Origin of the sequence: Streptomyces sp. SAI-170 (assembly GCF_049739565.1) — a bacterium.
Classification (GTDB): Bacteria; Actinomycetota; Actinomycetes; order Streptomycetales; family Streptomycetaceae; genus Streptomyces.
This window is the reverse complement of record NZ_JBMGQD010000001.1, coordinates 1,145,038-1,161,375: the sequence shown is the minus strand read 5'-3', so window position 1 is coordinate 1,161,375 and position 16,338 is coordinate 1,145,038. Positions and strand designations below refer to the sequence as shown.

Genomic DNA, 16,338 nt, shown 5'->3' with positions numbered 1-16,338 from the left:
GACCCGGTCATATGGTCACGGGCCAGGCCGCAGTTGTCCTGTCGTAGCGCGTCTGGCAGACAGTGGGCTGCTGACCTGCTGGGGTGCCCTGTTGATTGCGAACGCTGGCCTTCGGTGTTCTCAATCAACATGGCTTTCACAGAATCGTGCTGCCGGACAGGACTCCCAGTCCGGCGGGGCAGCCTGTGCGGGCGTCCTGACGAGTGAACGTGCGCGTGTCCTGACGGGCTCAGGACGGTCGTGCCGCACATCGTGGGTGGACAGCCCGGAATCGGCGTGAGGACGCGACGAGATGACGACCGTAGTGGTGACCGGCGCGACCGGGAACGTCGGACGACACGTTGTGAGCGAGCTGCGCCGACGAGGCATCCCCCACCGCGCGCTCACCCGCAACCCGGAACGAGCCGCTGCCGTACTCGGCCCCGGCGCCGACCTTGCGCAAGGGGACTTCACCGATCCCGAATCGCTCCGTGACGCCTTCGCGGGCGCCGAGCAGGCCTTCCTAAGCTGCGCCAACGACCCGCGGCAGGTCGAGAACGCGGCAAACGCGATCGAGGCCGCAGCCACGGCCGGTGTCCGGCAGATCGTCCTGCTGTCCACGGTCGGTGCCGAGGTCGGGGCCGCGAAGACGTTCGCCGATCAGCACGGCCGCATCGAGCACCGCCTGCGCTCGGCGGGGATCCCGTTCGTGATTCTCCGGTCCAGCTTCCTGATGTCGAACCTCCTCGGTTCACTGCCGACGATCGGGCAGGCCGGGCGGATCTTCCTGCCCGCCGCCGACGCCCGCGTCGCCATGATCGACCCACGTGACGTGGCCGCCTGCGCGGTCGCGGTGCTCTCCGGGCAGAGCGGGGACGGAGAGACCCATCTGATCACCGGCCCCGAGGCCCCCACCTTCACCGAGGTCGCCCGCTGGCTCTCCACCGCCCTCGGACGGACGGTGGAGTATGTCGCTGTACCCGACGAGGCAGCCCTGGCCGGCATGCTCGAGGCGGGCCTGCCGTCCTGGCTTGCCGAGGGAGTGGTGGGCATCTTCCAGATGCTCCGGGAAGGCATCAATGCCGACACCACCGACTCAGTGCGCCGGTTAACCGGGCACGACCCACGCCCCGTCGCCGACTTCGCCCACGACCTCATGGCACCGCTCCTGACCCGCTGATGCCGCAGCAGGTGGCGGACGGCGCAGCAGCGTGGATCCCGGTGTGATCGAGGAGTTTGGCCCGGTCCCGCTCCAGCCACGACTCGAACCCCACCAGCAACTCCATCGTCGCCGCCCAGCACCAGCCCATGAAGTGCCACTGCCCGCGGTGCGACGTGAACCGCTGCACCGGGAGCACCGACTCGAAGGGAACCCGGGACGCCGCCTCCAGCACGGACTTCCGCAGCCGCCGCCCTCACCCTCAGCCCACTCGACATCGGCCAGGCCCAGATCCATCGCCACCCCCGGCTCCGCGTACCTGCCGCAGCGACCGTGACAGGTACAGCGAGAACCGGACCAGAGAAATGAGATCAAACCCCACGTACGGGGCAAACATCGTCGCTCACCGCGCGGCAGTGAGAATCCGCCAGCGCAAACGAGAAGCACTGAGAATCCGACAGCCTCAGTGCGACAGGACAGCAGTAGAGACTCAGCTGGACGAGTCGGACGACAAGTTGATGACAAATCACTTGGACAACGACATCTCTATTCGGAACCTACAGGAAGGCCGGCCGGCGTCAGACGACGCGGCGGGCGGCCAGAACATCCCAGTCCTTCAGCGGCGTGATCCGCACGGGCTTGCCCGTGCGCGGGGCCTCGATGACGAGACCCTCGCCCATGTACATGCCGACGTGCTCCGGGCGGGCCGAGGTGCCGCGACTGAAGATCAGGTCACCGGGCTTGAGTGCCTTGACGGAGACGGCCTTGCCCTCGTTGACTTGCGTGTACGTGCTGCGGGTGAGCTGGATGCCGGCCTTGGCGTAAGCCTGCTGCATCAGCGAGCTGCAGTCGCATCGGCCCATCGGGTCCGGGCCCTGCGGAGCGGTACAGGAGCCGCCCCACTGGTACATCGTGCCGAGCTGGTGCATCGCCCAGACGATGGCCGTACGGGCGCGCGGGTCAGTGCCCTTGGGGATCGAGTAGCGCTTCGGGACGGCGCCTTCGGGTATCGGCCCGTACTGGGTTCCGTCCTGCGCGGTGCCGCAGTCGGACATGGCGGTGTCCTCGGCGTCCGTGCCGGAGCTGTCGGAGCCGGCGCCGGGGAACGTGGCGGCGATGGCCGTTTGCAGTGCGGTCGCGAGCGGCTCCCACTGTGCATAGGCGTCCGGGTAGCCGGACTTCTGCACGGCCTGGGCCGCCTGCGTGACCGTCATCTGCTGCCAGCCTTTCACCTGCAGCAGCGCCTTGTAGAACCGCTCACTCGCATAGACGGGGTCGCGGATCTGGTCGGGAATGCCCCAGCCCTGTGACGGACGCTGCTGGAACAGGCCAAGGCTGTCGCGGTCGCCCCCGGAGAGGTTGCGCAGCCGGGATTCCTGCATGGCCGTGGCCAGCGCGATGACCTGCCCGCGCTTGGGTATGTGGAGGCCGATGCCGGTGGCCACGATGGTCTGGGCGTTCGGGATCTGCTCGGTGGGCAGTTCCAGCCCCTCGACGCGGACATGGGAGGCGTCCGCGCCGTCGAGGATCTTTGTGACCTGATCGACGACCTTGTCGGTGTCCAGGCCGTGCAGGCACTGCAGGGACGAGGTGGTGCTCTCGGCGGCTTCGCTGGACGAAGCCAGCATCATGGCCAAACCGCCGAGGAGAAGCGGGGAGAGGAAGACGACGCCGATGCCGGCGGCGAGCGCCTTCAACCGGCCCCGCCCGCTCGCGCGGTGTCGGATTCGGGCAGAGGCGGGCAACGAGACGTCATGGACGCTCCTTCAGGTGCAGTGTCCGGGCCGCCGCCTGCGCAGGGGCATGGTGGAAAAGGACGCGGCGGCCGGGGCGGGCGATCAGTCGGCTGGCCGGAACAGGCGAGTTGCCGCTCGCCTGACAGGTCAGGGGGCGACCTAGGTATGCCGGAACAGGGGAACACCTCCGCGAGGCACGGTGGAATACGGGCCATCGGCGGGGTGCGCCGGGCAGTTCCAAAACAGTAGGCGCAGATTGGCGGCCGACCAAAAAGCGGATGCGAGGGGTCGGAATCCGGCACCCCTGTCCGGCACTTCTTGGCCGGCCGCCGAATCGCCTCTACAGTTTTGGGACTCCCCTCGCCTACCCGGTCCGCACCCGGAGCTTCTGCATGCCCAATTCCGGCCCCTGGACCCAGATATGTGACGGGTTACTTGTTCTGCACCTTCCCGAATCGGGGTTCCTCTTTGCCTTTTTCCCTTCACCAGGGTGACGCTCTCAGCGTCCTCGCCGGCCTGCCGGACGACTGTGTCGATTCCGTCATCACCGACCCGCCGTACAACTCCGGCGGCCGGACCGCCAAGGAGCGCACCTCCCGCAGCGCGAAGCAGAAGTACACATCCGCCGACGCCAGTCACGGCCTGGCGGACTTCACCGGCGAGAACATGGACCAGCGCAGCTACGGCTTCTGGCTGACGCAGATCATGACCGAAGCCCACCGGCTGACCAAGAGCGGGGGAACGGCCCTGCTGTTCACCGACTGGCGACAGCTCCCCGTCACCACGGATGCCATCCAGGCGGCCGGATGGCTGTGGCGCGGTGTGCTGGCCTGGCACAAGCCGCAGGCCAGGCCGCAGAAGGGCCGGTTCACCCAGAACTGCGAGTTCATCGTGTGGGCCTCGAAGGGAGCGATCGACGGCTCCCGCAATCCGGTCTACCTGCCCGGGCTCTACAGCGCCTCCCAGCCGTCGGGTAAGGAGCGCCAGCACATCACGCAGAAGCCGGTCTCCGTGATGCGTGAGCTGGTCAAGATCTGCCCCGAGGGCGGAACCGTGCTCGACTTCTGTGCCGGTTCCGGCTCCACCGGCGTCGCGGCCCTGCTTCAGGGCCGGGACTTCATCGGCGTGGAGAAGACAGAGCACTACGCCTCCATCGCTGCGGACCGGCTGACGGAGACTCTCCGCGAAACCCTCGCCCGAGAGCACATGACGTTGACGGCCTGAGCTCAACCTGCCGCTGCCTGCTCCGTGATGCTTCCCTTCCCACCGGCTTCTAGGAGGCCAGCCCTTCCATGTCTGAACCTGTAGACCCCCTGCCCAGTGCCGAGTTGGAGCCGGTTCGCGTACCGGACCCTCACCTGGAGGGCATCGAGGCCAGCGTCCGGCGACTGATGGAGCAGTCGGCGCAGCAGGCACAGCAGCTTGACCATCTGGCCTCCGCCCCCGTCCTCGGCGGCGCCTCGTCGTTCGCTGCCTTCGGCATGCCCGGCTTCGGCGGACCGGGCCCGGCTGCTGGGCCGGAGCCGCGCCCGATCCTGGAACTCGAAGGCGAAGCGTACGAGGACGAAATCGACGCTTTGAGCGACTGGGCCGACGACTTCCTGCTCCCCGTCTACGGGGCGGAGGTCACCACGGCCGCACCCTGGTGTCTGCGGTGGCAGGAGCACGACGACGTCGTCGCGTGGCTGCACGCCCTGTGGCTCGCCTACCAGCAGCACAAGGACCCCGAGGCCGGCTTGAGCGGCCTGTTCGTCTGGCACCGGGACTTCCTCACCCACGCCATCGCCGCGATCCGCGCACCCGGCGGCCCGCTGTCGGCCTGCATGACCTCCCCGGACCGGCCCGCACACCGGATCCTGCCCGGGCCGCCGCCCTCGACGCGTACGGAGAAGGCGGACACGGCGGGAGCCGAGGAGCCTTTGCCTGACGAGCCGACGTCATGAGCGGCGGGCAGCCGGCCTTCGGCCTCAGCTTCGACCCTCGGGCTCTGAGCGACCTCCTGCAGGCCCCGAGCGACATCCGGGACCTCACCCTCGCCCGTCTGCAAGAAGTGGTGAACGCCGAACGTTTCGGGATCAAACTCACCGGCGACCTGGAGGGCTACCGCAAGCTGTTCGTGGATGCCCGCAAGGACTGGCGCGTCGTGTACGGCATGCGGCCAGCCCCTGAGACCTCTGTCCATCAACGGGAGATCCACGTGGTCGCCATCCGACCGCGGGCGAACAACGACGTCTACGACGAAGTCGGTCGTCGCCTGGGGATGACCCGCCGGCCCCTGAGCGCGCGTACGCACGCGGCCCGCGCCCGCTCGCCGCAGCTCATGGCACACAGCCCGATGCCGAAGCCGGGCCCCCTGCCCTCCACGATGCCGGGCCTGCCCCGACCCGCCCATGGCCCAGCACACCACCACGCTCGCTGACACAAGGAGCACTTGCCTATGCCCTCTGATCCGGCGCTCGTTCGCCGAGCTGTTTCGGATCTCGACCACCGCATCGAGGCAGCGACCGGCCACGATGTCGACACCCTGTGGGCGCACCGGGACCGGGGCATCCTCGATGAGCCGCACGCCCGCCTGGTAGACCTGCACCGCGAGCTGGCCAGGGCCCAAGCCAGCGTGACCTTCTTCCGCACCCTCCTGCACCGCCTCAGCAGCGGCGAGTTCCCCACCGACGCGGCTCTGCTCGCGCGGGTCGACCGCACCGTCGATCAGATGCGGGAGGCCGCCGGCGAACGCGACGCCGCCGCGGCTCGCGTCATCACGGCCCTGGAAGCGATCCAGACAGCCAACCGCAGCACACGCGGCGAACGCACACCACTGCCGCCCACCGACCACGCTGCCCTGCTGGCCATCGCCGGCAGCGCCAAGCTGCACCAACACCTCCTGACCGGACGCCTGTCGGTGGTCACCGCCTCCGGAACCCGGATCACCTACGCACGCTTCCAGCAGCTCGAGTCCTCCGGCCTCGTCTCCCGGGACACCAGCCACCCGCTGCACGCCGGACAGCCGGTCTCACTGACCGACGCCGGCCGTGCCGCCCTCACCGGCAGCCGCCAGGCGAGTACGGCTCCCACCCCGACCCCCGTTCGGCCCGGCACATGGCCCGCTGCTGCACGGCCCCGCCGCTGACCCTGCCGCCTACCCAAAGGATCTATGCCTTCCCCCGAACTGGACCTGCGCCTGGACGGCTTGGAGGCCGCCGACGAGCGAACGGAAGAGGCGTTCTGGCACGCAACCGGGAGCGAGCTGGGCATGCTCACCGCGCTCGCCGAACACCACACCCCAGACGGAGTCCACAGCTATTTCGTGCTGCACAACGGAGCCGTCACCTGGGGCGCTCCCGGCGACCCGCAGCTCGTAGCCCTCCACCTGCGGCGAGACATCCAGACAAAGACGTTCCGCTTCGACCACGCGGAACTGCCCTTGCCCGCGATGGCCCAGGCATGGCTCATCCACCGCGGATGCGCCCCCGACGCCATCGGCCTGCTGCCCGGCAGGGGAACCGCGCCGGCGGACGAGTTGACCCGCGCGCTGGAGCAACGGCTCATGCGCGATGGGGACCACTTCGCCCTTCTGCACAGCTACACCGAGGACGGCCCCGACAACGCGGTCACCGTCGTGGTCCTCCGCGCCCTCGACGAGCGCAGTCCCACTCCGTTCCGCGTACTGCACGAGGAGGTCGACACCAGCGCGTGGACCCACACCCTGCGTGAGGGCGGCTTCGACTCAGTCGACGATGCACTCCAGTGGTGCGAGGACCGCCTCGCCGGCGAATCCTCACCTCTGCCGCCGGTCAGGCCCTCAGCCCGGTTCACCCGGCACTTGACCCCTGTGGTCCCCGCCCTTGCGACGCGTCCTTCGGGCCGCAGCCGTTGAAGCTCAACCCCGTATGGCGGGGCCGAAATATAGGCGACGATCGCCGGTTAGCCAAACCGGCGAATCTGCGGACTCTTATTCGGCCAACGGGACACCACCCCCACTCCGAATCTGTTAAGCATTTCCCCTTTCACGTACGGAGGTTACTTCCGCATGCGCTCCATCCCGCCTCCAGCAGAACCGCGTTACTCGCCCGCTCGCTGATTTCCCCCTTCCCTGACCCAGCCGGCCACGGTGCCCGCGGAAGAAAGGAGTGCTTCTTGTCCGACGGCACAGAGGATGTCGTGGGCGTGCTCACCGAGCAGATCGAGGCACGGTTCTCCATGACCATGGACGAGCTGAAGGCCGCGGTTGCGGCGGCACCGGCCGCCAACCGCGAAGCCACGGACATCGTCAAGTGGCACGGTCTGTTCGTCGAGTCCCAGGCGGCACTCGTGCGCGCGGAGGACGCGCTGCTGGCCGCGCTGGAGACCCAGCCCAGCGAGGTCGACGACCCGACCATGGACCTCGCCCAGCGCGTCAATGCCGCCGTCGGTGCGCGGGACGGGCGGGCCATGGTGGTGCGGTGGCTCCTGGACCCGGCAGCCCCCGGTAAGCAGGACCTCACCACCCAGCGGCTGCCCCGATTCAGCCACGGCGCCCGCAAGGGGCCGGCAGTACAGACCAGCGCGCCGACCCGTCCTGCAACGACGCCGACACCCGTGCGCGGCGGCCTGCGGTGAGCGCCCGCGACAAGCCCAGCACCGTCGACAGACGACTGCACGAGATGTTCGGCGCCCCGGTCGCCGAGCTGTACACGGCAGCGGCCGGCCCGGACTGCTCGGCCGCGCTGGCCCGTGCCCTTGAGCTGCGCTCCTTCCTCGCCCTAGCCGAGGAGCAGGTCGCCCGCGTGCGTGACCGCGTGCACCACGCCATGGCCGCCGACCGCGACATGGACGAACTGTCCGCCGACGACCTGCGGATGGACGCGCAGTGGCTGGAGGCCGCGCTCGAGTCCCGCGACGGCTACCGCGCCGCCCTGGACAACCTGATGCGCACCATGCCGCCTCCCGGCCAGCGGCCCCAGCCCCTCCGCACGCTCCAGCAGACGGCTACCACCGCCATGCCCCCCGCCATCGCCGCCCTGGCACCGCAGCGTGCCGGGGCGGCCCGGGCCAGCCGACCCTGAAAGCCCCACCCGAGTGCCCCACCTGACGTCCACCGAGTTCGCCGGACGGATAGAGGAGCTGTACGGCGCCCCGCTCGCCGCCCTCGAAACCCACGCACAGGATCAGCCGCAGGGCATGCTCGCCGCCCTCCTCGGCAGCCACCACGACATCGCCCTCGCAGAGCGGAGCATCGCCTTCCACCGCGAACGTCTCGCCCAGCTCGTCGCCCCGGACTGGGAGATCGGCACCCACGAGGTGTCGCACGTCCTGGACTGCGCGCGGCGGCTCGCCGAAGCCGTCGCCGTGCGAGACGTCCAGGCCAAGACCGCTTCCGCAGTGCTGCGCAGCCTCGGACGCGTCCACCCGCCCGAGCCGTCCACCGCCCCGGTGCATGCCGTACCTGCCGCGCCCGCCATGGCCGCGAGCCCTGCACCCAGCCGCTGACCCCGCGGGCTGTTCCCGTTCATTCACCCCAGGAGTTCCCCCTTTGGCCACCACCGGTCTGCCCCCGGAAACCGACGCCGACATCGCCCGGGTCACCGAGGCGCTCGCCATGATTACCCCGCGATGGAACGTGCGGATCCTGCTGGCGCTGTCCGGCCGGCCCCTGCGCTACACAGAGCTCGCGGACCGGCTGCCCTGGCTGCAGAGCGGCCAGCTCCACCCGAAGCTGCACTCGTTGTGCGATGCCGGTCTCGTCGAGCGGACCAAGCACTCCGCCAGGCACGTCACCTACGGCCACACCGACCGCGGGACCGCGTTGCTGCCCATCCTGCCGCTGATCGTCGCCTGGGCCGAAGCACACTTGGAGCAGCCGGAGCGGCCGCTGCCGCCGATTGAGCAGATCGAGGACAGCCTGACGCTGCTCACCCGCCGGCATGCCGCCGCGATCCTGTGGGTGCTGAAGGCCCGCGCCGAGGCCAGCGGCCGGGCTCTGGCCAGGCTTGTCATGCCTAGCAGCGACTGGTCCAACATCTATCCGCCGCTTCGCCAGCTCGCGGCCGACGGGCTCGTCGAAACCGACGGCGTCGGGCAGCCTTACCGCCTGTCCGCAGCCGGTGACGCGCTCGGGACCGTGTTCGGGGCGCTGTCCGCCTGGTCCGCCGGGCAGCCCCTCACGCAGGCCGCACAGCATCCGCTCTGGGGACGAACGGCCACGCCGACTCCGCAGAAGTGGACCAGCCACCCGTCACGCCTGCCGTCCCGGACATCGGAGCCGACACCCGCGAGGACCGGGGCCGGCCACTCCTCACGGCCGGCATGGCGCCACGGCGATCTGTTCTCCCACGCCACCCCGGCCCGCCCGAAGGCGGCCCTCCTGGCGGGAGGACCGCGCCGATGACCTCCTCCCTCGCTCCGGCCGACGTCCAGCACGCCTGCACCGTGCTCTCCTCGCCGGCCTTGATCCGGCTGATCACCGAGATCGACGACAACGGCGCCGTCCCGCTTCGCGGACTGGCCCGCACACTCGCCGACCAGCCCCCGCACCAGCTCCGGCGGGCCACCGACCAGGCACGCGCTCTCGGTCTTCTGCGGGTGCGATCCGGCGTCGGCCTGTGCCTGTCCACGCCCGGCGTGGAACTGGCGGACGTGTACGACGCAGCCGCCCGCTGGGCGCGGCGCCACTCGTACCCGGCGCCGGTCGCCGACTTCACCAGCCGTGTCCAGCACACCCTCGCTCTCCTGGCCGACACTGCGCTCCATGCCGAGCAGGGCGGACACCCGGACGCCACCAGCGACCGTACCCCGAGTGCTCAGGCCGCAGCGGACCTTGACCAGCCGCGCGACCTGCTCATCCAGTGGCTGCAGGCGAACCACCAGGCGTCTCAGAGCACCGATGCCGGATCAGCCGCGTGACCGACAACATCGACACTCCTGCCGCACGGCACCCGGCGGCATCCGCCCTGCTGCGGGGCATCTACCTGCCCCGCGCCGCCGATGGTGCCGCGTTCGCGATGACCACCTACGGCATCCCCCTCCTGGTCCTGGCGGCCACCGGCTCCGCAACCCTCACCGGCCTGGCCTTCGCCCTGGAGTGGCTGCCGCGTCTGGGCGCGTTCACCGTGGCCGGCACCGTCGTCGACCGGTACGGCACGGGCCTGATCTTCCGCGTTGCGTGCGTCGTCCGGGCCGTGATCGTCCTCGCTTCCGCGCTCCTGCTGACGGTTGTGGACGAGCGAGCGCCGGCGGCGACGGCCACGGTCTTGGCGCTCGCCGCACTGACCGGCGTCGCCACCGAATTCAGCTATGTGGCAGCCGAGACCGCAGGCGGTGAGGCCAGCCGCCTGGCCGCAGGCCGCGCCCACCAGGTGCAGTCCGTGCTGCTGGGCATCGACCAGACGGCGATGCTCGCCGGACCGCTGGTCTCGGGCTTGCTGCTGGAGCACGGCGGGCCAGCCGTGATGCTCGGCACGCTCGCCGGCTTCTCGGTACTTGCCGCCGCGCTCGGAACCCGCGGGAGGAATGGCCCGCTCAGTAGCGAGTGGGGGCAGAGCGGGCTGCGCACGGGCTGGACCACGCTGCGCTCGCTGCCGGCGCTCGCCTGGCTGGTCGGCGGTCTTGTCGTCTCCAACTGCGCCATCGGCCTGCTCCAGGCCGCCATGCCGGTGATCGTGGTGACAGAGCTGGGACGTTCCAGCGCGGATGCCGGACTGATCTGGTCGATCGCCGCCCTCGCGTCTCTGCTCGCGATCACCGCCGCCCGCCGCGCGATCGACCGCTGGGGACTGTGGCCGGTGGGAGCCGCAGCAGCCGCCGTCGCCGCCAGCGCCACGCTCGCCGTCGCCCAAGCGGGCACCTACCGCGGCTATCTGCTGCTGGTCGCCCTTCTGATGGCCGGCGAGGGGGGACTCACCGTCGTCCTGCGCACCCTGCGCTCCCACCTGATCCCGAGCGAGGTCTTCGGCAGCACCCTCAGCCTGACCATCCTGCTCCTCCTGTTGCCCTTCCCCGCCGCTGGACTGCTCGTCGCGGTCCTCCCGCCCGCCCAGCTCGGGAACGCCGTCACCGCCGCAGCCGTACTGCAGGCCATCGGCCTCGCCACCGCCTTCACACGACTGCGCACCTTGCGCGCCACCCCCGTCTGACCCCCCGACCAGCCATTCCCCTCCCACCCTGATCCTCCTGAGGAACCTGCCCTTGACCGACCGTCCTGTTGTCCTGGTCGTGGCCGCGGCCGACATGGAAGCCGAGGCATATCGCGGCTACTGCCTGCAGTCCGTGGCTGCCGCCTACGACGTCGTCCTCATCACCGGCGAGGAACCCTCGTGGGAGGTCCCGTACATCCGGGACTGCGTGGTCGTGCCCGACCCGACCGACCAGGCGGCCCTGTCCTCCGCAGGCCGCGCGCTGGCCGACCGCTACGACCTGGCTGGGGTGTTCACGTGGACCGAGTGGTACCTCGTCCCGGTCGCCCGCCTCGCGCGCCAGCTCGGCCTGCCGACCACAGCGCCCGAGGTGATGCAGGCGTGCCGCAACAAGGCCACCGCACGAGCCCTGTTCGGCCGCCACGGGCTTCCGTCGGCCGCCTCGGCGAGTGTGCGCACTCGCGAGGAGGCGCACACCGCGGCCGAGCGGATCGGCTACCCGGTCGTCCTGAAGCCCTCCGCGCACGCGGCCAGCATTGGTGTGATCCGCGTCGACACTCCCGAACAGCTCGCCAGCGCCTACGACTTCGCTGCCCGAGCTGCCGCACAGGGGACCGAGAGTACGAGCGTCCTGGTCGAGGAATACCTCGACGGGCCGGAGGTCTCCGTCGAGTGCGTCACCCACCGGGGCGAGACAACCGTCGTCGCGGTCACCCGCAAGACCGTCAGCGCACCCCCGTTCTTCGAGGAGCTGGCGCACTCGGTGGACGCCGCCAACCCGCTCCTCGACGTCGTCGCCCCCGCGGCCCGAGCGGCGATCCACGCCCTTGGGATCACCGACGGCGTCAGCCACATCGAGATGCGGCTGGTCGACGGCCAGCCCCGCCTCATCGAGGTCAACGGCCGCCTCGCCGGAGACATGATCGGCCACCTGGTCCGCCTCGCCACCGGCATCGACCTGGCCCGAGCCGCGGCCGACGTCGCCTGCGACCGCGCGCTCGACCTCACCCCAACAAGGAGCTCGGCCGCCGCAATCCGGCTGATCTACCCACAGCGCTCCGGCACGCTCACCACCCTCCGCACTGACGTCCCGCGCCCGCCCTGGCTGCACCGCGTCCACTTCCAGCACCAACCCGGAGACCATCTCCTCCTCCCCGAGGCCGGAGGAGACATGTTCACCGCCCGCATCGGCTACGTCATCACAACCGGCCCCACCGGGGCCGTGGCGCACGCCCGCGCCGAGCAGGCCGCTCGCGCCCTGACCATTGAGGTCAGCAAGCCCACCGACGCGGACCAGGCCGCGTGAGCGAAACAGACGCGGCCGTGCGGGCCAGCCGCCGCCTGCTGACCGGCTACTTCCTCGGCCTCGGCGTCGTGATGGCCCTGTGGGGGGCTCGGATGCCGGCGGTCCAGCGGGCCGCCGATCTGGACACCGCCCGCCTGTCCCTGGTGCTCCTGGCCGCCGCGCTCGGCATGGTCGCCGGACTCCGTGTCGGCGGTCACCTCGTCCGCCCCGTACGGCTACCCGGCCTGCTCACCACCAGTGCCGTCACGCTCGCCGGGAGCCTCGCCCTGCTGGGCCAATGCCACACATTCATCGCGCTGCTCACGGCCGCGCTGGTATTCGGCGCCGTGCACGGTGTCCTGGATGTCGCGGTCAACTCGGCGGCGGTGCACTGCCAGAACGCGGCCGGCCGACCCATCATGTCCTCTCTGCACGCCGCCTACTCCCTCGGCGCACTCGGCGGCGCCGCCTTGGCTGCGGCCACCGCGAACACCACGCACAGCATCCTCTTCCTCGCGAGCGCACTGGTAGTGGCCACTGCCGCACTCGCTACGGCACCAAGAGCACGCGCCCTGGCCCGACTTGAGGAACCCAGTGGAGTCGGTCGGCTCCGCTTGGATGAGGATCGGCCGGCGCTGTCGCCGGGGAAGCTGTGGCTGCTGGGCGCGCTGGCCGCCTCGAGCCTGCTGGGCGAGGGAGCGGCGGCCGACTGGGCCGCCGTTCACCTGGACAGCCTGCACGCCACGACCGCGGTCAGCGCGGCTGCGTTCGCCCTCTACAGCGCGGCCATGGCGCTGGGACGGCTGACCGGCGACCGGCTCACCGCCGTCTTCGGTGCCCCCGCCGTGGCCCGGGCAGGAGCGCTGCTCGCCGCCGCCGGACTCGCCACCGGCGCCCTGGCCGCGAGCGTGCCGCTGGCCCTGACCGGCTGGGCCGTGTTCGGACTCGGGCTGTCCACCACTGTCCCCTCGCTCATCACCGCCGCAGGCGTCGGCGGCCCGAAGGCCGTGGCGACGGTCTCCGTCACCGGCTATCTCGGCCTGCTGGCCGGACCCGCCCTGATCGGCGCCCTCGCCAGCGCCACCACCCTGTCCACGGCCCTGCTGCTACCCGCCCTACTCGCAGCCGCCGTCGCCGGCCTGTCCCATCGCGCCTTGGAGAAACCCCGCCCTTGACCGTCACTACCGCCCACACCGGCCCCGACGCCGTGATCCTCGACTACAACGGCGTCATCGGCCTCCAGCCCACCCGCAGCCAGTGGCTCAACCTCGCCCGCACCGCCGGATGGCCCGAGGACGGCCTCACCGCCTTCCAGCGAGCCTTCTGGAGCGCCCGCGAGCCCTACGACGCCGGCCAGCTTAGCGACCTGGCGTACTGGGCCAAGGTCCTCGGCTCCCACCCAGTCCGAGCCTGCTGCGCGAACTGCGCACCGTCGACACCGCCATGTGGACCCCCACCGACGGCCGCGTCCTGGACGTCCTGAACCGCGTCCATGAAACCGGGTTGCCGATGGTGCTCCTGTCCAATGCTCCCCGGCACCTCAGCGACGTCTTGGACAGCCAGGACTGGCGTCCCCTGATGGCCCAGACCCTGTACTCGGCCCGTCTGGAGGTGTGCAAGCCCGCTCCTGCCGCCTACCAGCACGCCCTCCAGGCGCTCGGCGCTGTCGATCCCCGTCGTGTCCTGTTCGTCGACGACCGGGAGGACAACTGCCACGCCGCCCGCCGTCTCGGACTGCGCGCACTGCACTACACCGGTCGGCCCGCCGCCCTGGAAGCAGCTCTGCTGCCCACAACTTGACCCGCCGCAGACCCCACCCTCATTGGATCGCTCCCGTGCCGCTCCACGACGACATCGACGGAGACGTCTACGTCTCCCCGCGCTACCTCGCCCGGACCACCGAGACCGGCGACCCCGCCCTCGACCCGCTCCGCAACCTCGGCTGGGAACTCCACAACGACGACCTCGGCAACGCCTACCTCAATGCCCCAGACCGAAAGGTCCGCCTCGGCTACCTCCCCGAAGGCGACGACGACGGCCTGTGGCGCATCAACGCTTACAAGGACCGCTTCGGCCCGCCTGTCTGGGGCGTGTGCTTCAACGACTCCTGCCCGACGGAGTTCGTGACCGCTTTCACCACAGCCCTGGCTGCGGCATACGAGCAGGGCCCCAGCAGTTACCTCGCCCGGCCCGTCTCGGGGAGCAAGGACCGTGATCCCTTCCTGGCCGTGGCCCCGCTCATTCAGCGGGGCTGGCTGATCGACCGCCCTCGATGGGGCGTCTTCGCCGTCCACTCGCCCGACGGCCTGGCCGCGCTGGAGTACACCACCGGCGACCTCGACCCGGAAGTGGAGCTGACCACCCGCGAAGCCCGCTGGCAGCTGTGGGCCGGCACTACCGCAGACCGCCCCTTCTGGTACGCCACCGCCACCACCGACACGCCCGTGGCCCTGCTCAAGGCTGTCACCGAGAGCTTCTCCGACCCCGCGCCCCTGGCCCGCTGGCGGGACGCCACCTACAGCTACGTCGAGGGCAAGGCTCTGCTCACCCCTATCCACCCGTCACACCCGCCGCACCCGACCCCACTCGACGTGCAGCGGGCCGTCTCCCGCCGACTGGCCACGCTCCCCGCCCCCAGCGTCCCGCGCTGGAGCACAACCAGCCGCCCAGCCCTGCCCGGCCAGCGCCGCTAACGCCAGCCCGACCTCGACCGGAGACACCTCTTGTCCCTACAGGCCCCCGAGTTCTTCGCCGAACTGTGCCTCCCCTTCCCCGACAGCACGGTCGTCGGCAGCACCTACTACGCCACCCCCGTCGCGGGCGCACCGCTACGCCTGCGGATCAGCTTCACCGGAACCATGCACGCGGACACGTACGGCGGCCTGCGCCTGGCAATCGTCCACGCGGACAGGGGCGAGATCGATGCGGTGGCGCTCAGCTTCGTGGACCACGGCACCTTTCACCGCCGCGACGAGGCCCACAACACCTCGGCCAACAGCAAGCATTACGGCACGTTCGGCACGTACCACCGGCCCGGCATGCCGCCGTGGGAGGGCGCTGTCACCACCGGGCTACGTGATGCCATCGAGCAGTACACCGCCGTCTGGTTCCCCGGTGCCTGGGCAGCGTCGGCGCCGCACCGCACCGCAGGCCGCACCGCTCACAAGGCTCCCGCCCCGCTGGCCGCCCGCAGCGGCGGCCATACCCGGTGAGCCGCAGTCTCCCGTCCTGCCCCAGTGTTCCCCGCGGCCTTTCCAGGAGCCACTCCCTGTCATCCGACCCGTTCAAGAATCTCGACCCCGCCCAGACCGTGAAGGTCCTTCCCCGCCACCTGGCAGGACCCGGCCCAGCAAGTCCCCGTACTGCCTGGCCCTTCCCCTTCGACAAGGACTGGTCAATACACCAGGCTGAGGAGGGAACGGCCTCTGCCACCAGTCCCTGCCTGCGGCTGTGGACCAGCTTCGACCCCCAGCCCGACAAGCCCCGCAAGGGCACGTGGACCATCGGCGCGAACCGTGTCCCGTTCGGCCAGGCGGCGTGGCAAATCACGTTCGACGCCTCTACGCCGGTCGAGCTGCTGCACGACGTCCATGCCGAGCTGCTCGACCTCTACCTGGAAGACCGGCACAGCGACCGCGACCGGCTGTACGAGGACGCGACGGCGCCGCACGAGGCGTACGCACCGTTGTTCGCCCGTGGCTGGAGCCACGACGTCAAGACCGATGGCACGCAGATCTTCCTCGCGCCGGACGGGCTCGGGGGCGTGAGGCACCGGTACACCACCACCGGCTCCGACGGACCGACCTGGACAGCGTGGGGCGGATACCCGAGCGAGCCGTACTGGCAGGCGCGCTTCTCATTCGGTACGCCCACCACGCTCGTCGCGGCCTTCACCGCCTCGCTGAGCTCCACCGAGCCGGTACACCGCACCGCCAGGGACGTTCCCTTCCACACCCGCAACCGCCTCTACATCGCCGCAGCGACGGTCGAGAAGCCACCCGGCAGCTCACCCATCGTCCCCCCTCCTGCGGGACCTGGCCCTGGCCGGACCCGATGACCTCCCCACCACTT

General features: G+C 70.5%; 18 protein-coding genes and 1 pseudogene. 18 read left to right on the top strand and 1 reads right to left on the bottom strand.

The annotated features are described in order from the left end of the window. Window positions 1-292: 292 nt before the first annotated feature. A complete protein-coding gene (locus RKD23_RS05335) occupies window positions 293-1,159 on the top strand; it encodes an SDR family oxidoreductase (RefSeq protein ID WP_424852564.1) in 867 nt (288 codons plus the stop codon). A 557-nt stretch (window positions 1,160-1,716) separates the two neighbouring features. Here the strand turns inward: RKD23_RS05335 and RKD23_RS05330 are convergent. Next, window positions 1,717-2,835 (bottom strand): C40 family peptidase, encoded by a 1,119-nt coding sequence (locus tag RKD23_RS05330; protein WP_424852563.1) that lies wholly within the window; start codon window positions 2,833-2,835, stop codon window positions 1,717-1,719. Window positions 2,836-3,342: 507 nt separating this feature from the next. On the opposite strand from RKD23_RS05330, the gene RKD23_RS05325 reads away from it, so the two are divergent. The 17 genes and pseudogenes from RKD23_RS05325 to RKD23_RS05245 all read left to right on the top strand — a co-directional run bounded on the left by RKD23_RS05325 (window position 3,343) and on the right by RKD23_RS05245 (window position 16,324). Next, window positions 3,343-4,098, top strand: coding sequence for a DNA-methyltransferase (locus tag RKD23_RS05325; protein ID WP_424852562.1), 756 nt, complete (start codon window positions 3,343-3,345; stop codon window positions 4,096-4,098). Between the two features lie 167 nt (window positions 4,099-4,265). Next, window positions 4,266-4,817, top strand: coding sequence for a DUF4913 domain-containing protein (locus RKD23_RS05320; RefSeq protein WP_424858163.1), 552 nt, complete (start codon window positions 4,266-4,268; stop codon window positions 4,815-4,817). After that, window positions 4,814-5,293: a hypothetical protein gene (locus RKD23_RS05315; protein WP_424852561.1), complete on the top strand. Its 480-nt coding sequence runs from the start codon at window positions 4,814-4,816 to the stop codon at window positions 5,291-5,293. Before RKD23_RS05320 ends, RKD23_RS05315 begins: the two co-directional genes overlap by 4 nt. Before the next feature lie 18 nt (window positions 5,294-5,311). After that, entirely contained in the window at window positions 5,312-6,001 is a 690-nt protein-coding gene (locus tag RKD23_RS05310; RefSeq protein ID WP_424852560.1) for a hypothetical protein, read from the top strand. 24 nt (window positions 6,002-6,025) lie between these two features. Then, window positions 6,026-6,748 carry a hypothetical protein gene (locus RKD23_RS05305; RefSeq protein WP_424852559.1) on the top strand — a complete coding sequence of 241 codons (723 nt, stop codon included), beginning with the start codon at window positions 6,026-6,028 and terminating at the stop codon, window positions 6,746-6,748. A 260-nt stretch (window positions 6,749-7,008) separates the two neighbouring features. Further along, window positions 7,009-7,470: a hypothetical protein gene (locus tag RKD23_RS05300; RefSeq protein ID WP_424852558.1), complete on the top strand. Its 462-nt coding sequence runs from the start codon at window positions 7,009-7,011 to the stop codon at window positions 7,468-7,470. Next, a complete protein-coding gene (locus RKD23_RS05295; protein ID WP_424852557.1) occupies window positions 7,467-7,916 on the top strand; it encodes a hypothetical protein in 450 nt (149 codons plus the stop codon). Before RKD23_RS05300 ends, RKD23_RS05295 begins: the two co-directional genes overlap by 4 nt. A 13-nt stretch (window positions 7,917-7,929) precedes the next feature. Beyond that, window positions 7,930-8,340, top strand: a complete 411-nt coding sequence (locus tag RKD23_RS05290) for a hypothetical protein (protein ID WP_424852556.1) — start codon at window positions 7,930-7,932, stop codon at window positions 8,338-8,340. Between the two features lie 43 nt (window positions 8,341-8,383). After that, on the top strand, window positions 8,384-9,238 hold the full coding sequence (locus tag RKD23_RS05285) for a winged helix-turn-helix transcriptional regulator (RefSeq protein ID WP_424852555.1): 855 nt from the start codon (window positions 8,384-8,386) through the stop codon (window positions 9,236-9,238). Continuing rightward, window positions 9,235-9,753 (top strand): hypothetical protein, encoded by a 519-nt coding sequence (locus RKD23_RS05280; RefSeq protein ID WP_424852554.1) that lies wholly within the window; start codon window positions 9,235-9,237, stop codon window positions 9,751-9,753. The genes RKD23_RS05285 and RKD23_RS05280 overlap by 4 nt, the downstream gene beginning before the upstream one ends. Further along, window positions 9,750-10,982 carry an MFS transporter gene (locus RKD23_RS05275; RefSeq protein WP_424852553.1) on the top strand — a complete coding sequence of 411 codons (1,233 nt, stop codon included), beginning with the start codon at window positions 9,750-9,752 and terminating at the stop codon, window positions 10,980-10,982. The genes RKD23_RS05280 and RKD23_RS05275 overlap by 4 nt, the downstream gene beginning before the upstream one ends. Before the next feature lie 94 nt (window positions 10,983-11,076). Next, complete coding sequence (locus tag RKD23_RS05270) at window positions 11,077-12,288, top strand: ATP-grasp domain-containing protein (RefSeq protein ID WP_424858162.1); 1,212 nt, start codon at window positions 11,077-11,079, stop codon at window positions 12,286-12,288. Next, window positions 12,285-13,442 (top strand): MFS transporter, encoded by a 1,158-nt coding sequence (locus tag RKD23_RS05265; protein WP_424852552.1) that lies wholly within the window; start codon window positions 12,285-12,287, stop codon window positions 13,440-13,442. The genes RKD23_RS05270 and RKD23_RS05265 overlap by 4 nt, the downstream gene beginning before the upstream one ends. After that, window positions 13,439-14,067, top strand: a pseudogene (locus tag RKD23_RS05260) (HAD family hydrolase). The gene RKD23_RS05265 and the pseudogene RKD23_RS05260 overlap by 4 nt, the downstream one beginning before the upstream one ends. A 35-nt stretch (window positions 14,068-14,102) precedes the next feature. Further along, entirely contained in the window at window positions 14,103-14,960 is an 858-nt protein-coding gene (locus tag RKD23_RS05255) for a DUF317 domain-containing protein (RefSeq protein WP_424852551.1), read from the top strand. A gap of 30 nt (window positions 14,961-14,990) precedes the next feature. Next, complete coding sequence (locus RKD23_RS05250) at window positions 14,991-15,479, top strand: hypothetical protein (RefSeq protein WP_424852550.1); 489 nt, start codon at window positions 14,991-14,993, stop codon at window positions 15,477-15,479. A 98-nt stretch (window positions 15,480-15,577) separates the two neighbouring features. Next, a complete protein-coding gene (locus RKD23_RS05245) occupies window positions 15,578-16,324 on the top strand; it encodes a DUF317 domain-containing protein (protein WP_424852549.1) in 747 nt (248 codons plus the stop codon). The last annotated feature ends 14 nt before the right edge of the window (window positions 16,325-16,338 follow it).

Bases quoted from the DNA above. Each gene is read 5' to 3' on its own strand.
- RKD23_RS05270 (WP_424858162.1), top strand. From the start codon at position 11,077: ATGGAAGCCGAGGCATATCGCGGCTACTGCCTGCAGTCCGTGGCTGCC.
- RKD23_RS05320 (WP_424858163.1), top strand. From the start codon at position 4,266: ATGGAGCAGTCGGCGCAGCAGGCACAGCAGCTTGACCATCTGGCCTCC.
- RKD23_RS05315 (WP_424852561.1), top strand. From the start codon at position 4,814: ATGAGCGGCGGGCAGCCGGCCTTCGGCCTCAGCTTCGACCCTCGGGCT.
- RKD23_RS05310 (WP_424852560.1), top strand. From the start codon at position 5,312: ATGCCCTCTGATCCGGCGCTCGTTCGCCGAGCTGTTTCGGATCTCGAC.
- RKD23_RS05305 (WP_424852559.1), top strand. From the start codon at position 6,026: ATGCCTTCCCCCGAACTGGACCTGCGCCTGGACGGCTTGGAGGCCGCC.
- RKD23_RS05335 (WP_424852564.1), top strand. From the start codon at position 293: ATGACGACCGTAGTGGTGACCGGCGCGACCGGGAACGTCGGACGACAC.
- RKD23_RS05280 (WP_424852554.1), top strand. From the start codon at position 9,235: ATGACCTCCTCCCTCGCTCCGGCCGACGTCCAGCACGCCTGCACCGTG.